This window comes from Bacteroides coprosuis, assembly GCF_020741705.1.
Lineage (GTDB): Bacteria > Bacteroidota > Bacteroidia > Bacteroidales > Bacteroidaceae > Bacteroides_E > Bacteroides_E coprosuis.
In genome coordinates this window covers 1-5,759 of record NZ_DYYK01000155.1, presented here as the reverse complement: position 1 = coordinate 5,759, position 5,759 = coordinate 1, and the positions used below count along the sequence as shown (strand labels likewise).

The window sequence follows — 5,759 nt, the reverse complement described above, 5'->3', positions numbered from 1 at the left end:
ATCTATTCACATTATGATGAAATATTAAACTTCTTCAACAATCGATCAACAAATGCTTTTGCAGAGAGTTTTAACGCTAAACTAAAAGCCTTTAGGACTCAACTAAGAGGGGTTACAGATATTAGTTTCTTTCTATTTAGGGTTACTAAATTATTTGCTTAATAAGTTATCCCCCAAGTTTTGCAGGTGATCCGGATATTGCCTATTTTAGACTCATATCACTACCTTTGTCTATTCCAACTTATAAACAACTATGTTTTAAACACTAATTTATTATGAAATATTTATTACTAGGAGTAGCTAGCTTATTTATGATTAGCTGTACTTCTCAAAATGAGACAAAACAAATTGATGCCGACTCTCTAATTAGTTTAGAAAGCTACACTATTCCTATGAATCAGCAAGGTGCTACAATATCAAAAGCAGTGGGAATTGAAGGTGTTCCTACTTTATCACAAGATACTGCTCAAATATTCAACATCAACAATAAAGGAGAGATCACTCTTAATGAAGGTATTCAACTTACTACAAACTCACCTTTTAAATATGAAATAGAATTAACATACGGAGATAAAAAGAAAAGCTTCATCCTCGTAAAAGATGAATTCATCAAAAATGGTGTTATAGCCCACCGTGGTGCATGGAAACATCATGAAGTCAGCCAGAACTCTATAGGAAGTCTTAAAGCTGCTATAGCTCTAGGTTGTGAAGCTGCAGAATTTGACGTATGGTATTCTTTAGACAATGAAATTATTCTTTCTCATGATCCTGAAATCGGAGGTTTAAAACTAGAAGAGAACATAGGTGCTGACTTAAAGAAAGTTGAATTATTGAATGGAGAATTCGTTCCTTCCTTAAATGACTATCTTAAACTCATCAAGACTCAAAACAAGACAAAGGTGGTTTTAGAAATTAAAGTTTCTCAAAAAGGAGCTGAAAGAAATAGAGAACTTACTGATGCTGTAGTAAATGCCGTACACACAGCTAAAGCACAAGCTTGGGTTGATTATATCTGCTTCAGCTTTGATAACATAAAAAGAGTTTCTGAGCTAGATAAAACAGCTCATACAGCATACTTAGAAACAAATAAAGCTCTCGAAGAAATTAAAGAGGCTAAAATATCAGGTATTGATTATCATTTTAGCTCATTCGAAAAAGACTCAACTCTAATTGATCGCTGCAATCAACTAGGTTTAACCACCAATTTCTGGACAGTTAATGAAGAACTAATCATGCAAAAACTATTAAATGCAGGAGCCAGATTCATAACTACTGACGAACCTGAACTTGCACTAAGTTTAGTGCAGAAATAGAGGTCACTATAAATTATAAATAAGGCTATCTTACCATAGGTTGGATAGCCTTATTTATTGAATACAAAAAGGGACCTATTCATTATAAACAGGTCCCTTTTAAACATTTATTTAATTTTTAAAAATCTGCATTATTTGGAGTCCTTGGGAAAGGTATTACGTCACGAATATTTGACATACCTGTAACAAATAATAGTAAACGTTCAAAACCCAATCCAAATCCAGAGTGTGGACAAGAACCATATTTACGAGTATCTAGATACCACCACATATCTTTAAGAGGAATATGATTTTCTTCCACTCTTTGCATTAATGTGTCATAATCTACTTCACGTTCTGAACCTCCTATGATTTCTCCAATTTTAGGGAACAACACATCCATACCACGAACAGTCTTACCATCTTCATTCTGCTTCATGTAGAAAGCTTTAATTTCTTTAGGATAGTCTGTCATAATAACAGGACGTTTGTAGTGTTCTTCCACTAAAAAACGTTCATGCTCAGATGCTAAGTCTGCACCCCAATAAACCGGGAATTCAAATTTGTGTCCCTTAGCCACAGCTTCTTCTAGTACTTTAATACCTTCAGTATATGTAGCACGCTTAAATTCTACTTTTACAACTCCTTGAAGCCTTTCAATAAGACCTTTATCAAAGTGTTCATTTAGGAACTTAAGATCATCCATACAATTGTCTAATGCCCATTGAACGCAATATTTAATAAAATCTTCAGCAAGATTCATATTATCGTTATTATCATTGAAGGCAACTTCTGGTTCTATCATCCAGAACTCAGCTAAGTGACGAGGAGTATTTGAGTTTTCAGCTCTAAAAGTTGGGCCAAATGTATAGATAGCACCTAATGCAGTTGCTGCTAATTCTCCCTCCAACTGACCAGATACAGTTAGGTTAGCTTCTTTACCAAAGAAATCTTCCTTATAATTTATCTTTCCATTCTCATCCTTTGGAACATTATTTAAATCTAAAGTGGTCACTTGAAACATTTCTCCAGCACCTTCTGCATCAGAACCTGTTATCAAAGGAGTGTGGAAATAGAAGAAACCACGATCATGGAAATATTTATGAATAGCATATGCCATATTATGACGAATGCGGAAAACAGCTCCAAATGTATTTGTGCGAGGACGTAAGTGAGCTATTTCACGAAGGAACTCCAAAGAGTGGCCTTTCTTTTGTAAAGGAAAAGAGCTATCACAAACACCCAAAACTTCAATTTCTTTCACTTGAATTTCAGCATTTTGTCCCTTACCCATTGACTCTGTCAACACGCCATTAACACTTATACAAGCACCTGTTGTTATTTTTTTAAGAAGTTCCTCATCAAACTCTCCTAGATCGACGACTAACTGTACATTATTGATTGTAGAACCATCATTAAGTGCGATAAAGTTTACCTTTTTACTACCTCTGCGAGTACGTACCCACCCTTTAACATTGACCATAGCACCAAAGTCTTCTCTCTTCAGCAGGTCAACAATTCTTGTTCTACTAATTATTTCCATACTATTAAAATTCTTATTTAAAACCAACAGCAAGAGAAGTTTTGATATCCTCTTGCTGCTGTATTATATTTATATTAAATTATTCAAAAGATCCCATTTTCAAGAACGAAACTTCTTGTTCTGATAGATAGCGCCATTGACCTCTTCGTAAACCTTTCTTAGTCAATCCTGCAAAGTAAACACGATCTAACTTTGTCACTCTATAACCTAGAGATTCAAAGATACGGCGAACAATACGATTCTTACCAGAGTGAATTTCAATACCCACCTGATTGCGTTTAAACTCATCGGTGTAACCCACCTCGTCAGCCTTAATCAGACCATCTTCAAGCTCAATACCTTCAGCTATTTTCTCTAAATCAGCCTTCACTATGTTTCTATCCAACGTAACATGATAAATTTTCTTTTTATCATATTTGGGATGAGTCAACTTAGAGGCCAAATCTCCATCATTAGTCAACAACAAAACTCCTGTTGTTTTTCTATCTAGACGCCCTACTGGATAAATTCTTTCATCACAAGCATTTTTAACAAAATCCATTACAGTTTGTCTTTCTTGTGGATCATCCATTGTTGTAACACAATCTTTAGGCTTATTCAATAGAACATATACTTTCTTTTCAATAGAAACTAATTCACCATTGAACTTCACTTCATCAGAGCGTTTCACTTTCGTTCCCAACTCCTTAACAATTTCACCATTCACTGTAACAGCACCTGTTTCAATAAATTCATCAGCTTCTCTTCTAGAACACACTCCAGCATTAGCTAAATATTTATTTAAACGAATAGGCTCATTAGGATCAACAAATTGTTGTTTATATTCTATTTGTTTACGTTTAGAATATTTTGCGTTAGGATCATAGTCTTCAGTACGGCGTCTATAAGGACGACCATAGTCTCCTTCTCTCCTATCAGAAGAAAAACTTGGTTTTCTTGAGCGGTAATCCGAGTTACGATCATATCCCCCTCTATTATTATCATAGCCTCTGCTATAACCACCTCTATTGCCTCCGTCTTGATTATCTCTATTATATCTTGGAGTATATTCTCTTCTCTCATTTCCATAAGAGCGTTTATTATCTCCTCCTCTCCAATTATCTCTTCTTCCTTCAGAGTAAGCGTTACCATCATAACGATTGCCTTCGTCTGAATTACGTGAGTATGAAGAGCGATAGTTTCGATTATCTCCGTCTTGACGGGAGTAATTTCTTTTTGGATACTGATTATATGAAGGACGATTACTTCCTTCTCCTTCTTCTCTCCTACGATAGTTTGAACGAGGGGCCTGAGAGGATTTATCGCCACGACGATAAAGGCTCTTTTTGTTTTCTCTATTCGCCTCACGGCCAGTCTGCGGAGAGTCTTGCCAATTTTCGTTTTCTTTGTTCATCTTTTATTCGTAATAAATTAAGCCTCACGGCCAAAACAATTAACTGTAGTATTTTAACGATTACATCCCTGTATAGTTTTGAGGTGTAATAGCCTTTAACTCTTTTTTAAGTTCTTCTTTAATGTCGAGTTCATCTATAAAGTTATGGATAGACTCTTCATTTATTATTTTATTTGTTCGTGTCAATGCTTTCAATGCCTCATATGGATTAGGATAGCCTTCTCTTCTCAAAATTGTCTGAATCGCTTCTGCAACCACACTCCAGCAACTATCTAAATCTCGATGAATTGCTTTTTCATTTAAAAGCAACTTAGTCAATCCTTTCAATGTGCTTTTTATAGCAATAATTGTATGTCCTAAAGGTACACCAATATTTCTTAAAACTGTGGAATCCGTTAAGTCTCTTTGTAGCCTAGAAATAGGAAGTTTCCTTGATAGATGTTCAAAGATAGCATTTGCTATACCTAAGTTACCTTCTGAGTTTTCAAAGTCAATAGGGTTGACCTTATGTGGCATAGCACTTGAACCTACTTCACCAGCTTTTATTTTTTGCTTAAAGTATTCCATCGATATATACTGCCAGAAATCACGATCCAAATCCATAATTATGGTGTTGATTCGTTTCAAAGAGTCAAATAATGCTGACAAATTATCATAATTGGCTATTTGAGTAGTATATTCTTCACGGATTATCCCTAAGTGCTGGGATAAGAAGTTAGCTCCAAATTCTTTCCAATTATATTCAGGATAAGCCACATGATGAGCATTAAAGTTTCCTGTTGCTCCACCAAACTTACCTGAAATAACCACAGATTTTAAATCTTCTAGTTGTCTCTCTAAGCGATAAGCAAATACTTTGATTTCTTTACCTAGTCGTGTTGGAGAAGCTGGCTGACCATGAGTTTTTGCTAACATAGGTATATCTTCCCACTCACAAGCATAACCATTCAACTTGGTTATAATCTCATGTATGGCAGGATAGTATACATTTTCCATAGCCTCCTTTATGGATAAAGGAACTGCTGTATTATTGATGTCTTGAGATGTTAATCCAAAGTGTATAAACTCTTTATACTCATTTAGATCTCCTAACTTATCAAATTCTTCTTTTAAAAAGTATTCTACCGCTTTAACATCATGATTAGTTACAGACTCAATATCTTTAATACGTTGAGCCTCTTTTTCAGAGAAGTTTTCATAAAGAGCACGCAAATTCTGAAAAATCGCTGTATCAATACCTTTTAACTGAGGTAATGGCAACTCACAGAGTGCTATAAAATATTCTACTTCAACTTGTACTCTGTATTTTATGAGTGCAAATTCTGAAAAATAAGAAGCTAAGTCTTCAGTCTTACCTCTATATCTGCCATCAATGGGCGATATAGCTGTTAATAAGTCGAGTTTCATATGTATTTCAAGCTAATTGACAAAGTACAAAACTAACGTTTTTTATCGAGTTATTAAGTATAAGAATACAAAAAGTTAATATTATCATTTAATATCAAAACAAAGACTGACATAGAAGAAGAAA

5 protein-coding genes are annotated in these 5,759 nt (G+C 34.7%); 2 read left to right on the top strand and 3 right to left on the bottom strand.

The genetic code is table 11. The annotated features are described in order from the left end of the window. Together K8V80_RS09405 and K8V80_RS09400 are read left to right on the top strand one after the other, a co-directional pair. The coding region (locus tag K8V80_RS09405; protein WP_276775082.1) for a transposase at positions 1-162 on the top strand (162 nt) is incomplete at its 5' end. Positions 163-275: 113 nt separating this feature from the next. After that, positions 276-1,313, top strand: coding sequence for a glycerophosphodiester phosphodiesterase (locus K8V80_RS09400; RefSeq protein ID WP_276777341.1), 1,038 nt, complete (start codon positions 276-278; stop codon positions 1,311-1,313). Positions 1,314-1,431: 118 nt separating this feature from the next. Here the strand turns inward: K8V80_RS09400 and asnS are convergent, their stop codons facing one another. The 3 genes from asnS to purB all read right to left on the bottom strand — a co-directional run bounded on the left by asnS (position 1,432) and on the right by purB (position 5,635). After that, complete coding sequence (gene asnS / locus K8V80_RS09395; RefSeq protein WP_006743552.1) at positions 1,432-2,835, bottom strand: asparagine--tRNA ligase; 1,404 nt, start codon at positions 2,833-2,835, stop codon at positions 1,432-1,434. A 79-nt stretch (positions 2,836-2,914) separates the two neighbouring features. Further along, a complete protein-coding gene (locus K8V80_RS09390; RefSeq protein WP_276777337.1) occupies positions 2,915-4,228 on the bottom strand; it encodes a pseudouridine synthase in 1,314 nt (437 codons plus the stop codon). Between the two features lie 60 nt (positions 4,229-4,288). Continuing rightward, positions 4,289-5,635 (bottom strand): adenylosuccinate lyase, encoded by a 1,347-nt coding sequence (gene purB / locus K8V80_RS09385; RefSeq protein WP_276777334.1) that lies wholly within the window; start codon positions 5,633-5,635, stop codon positions 4,289-4,291. Positions 5,636-5,759 lie beyond the last annotated feature (124 nt).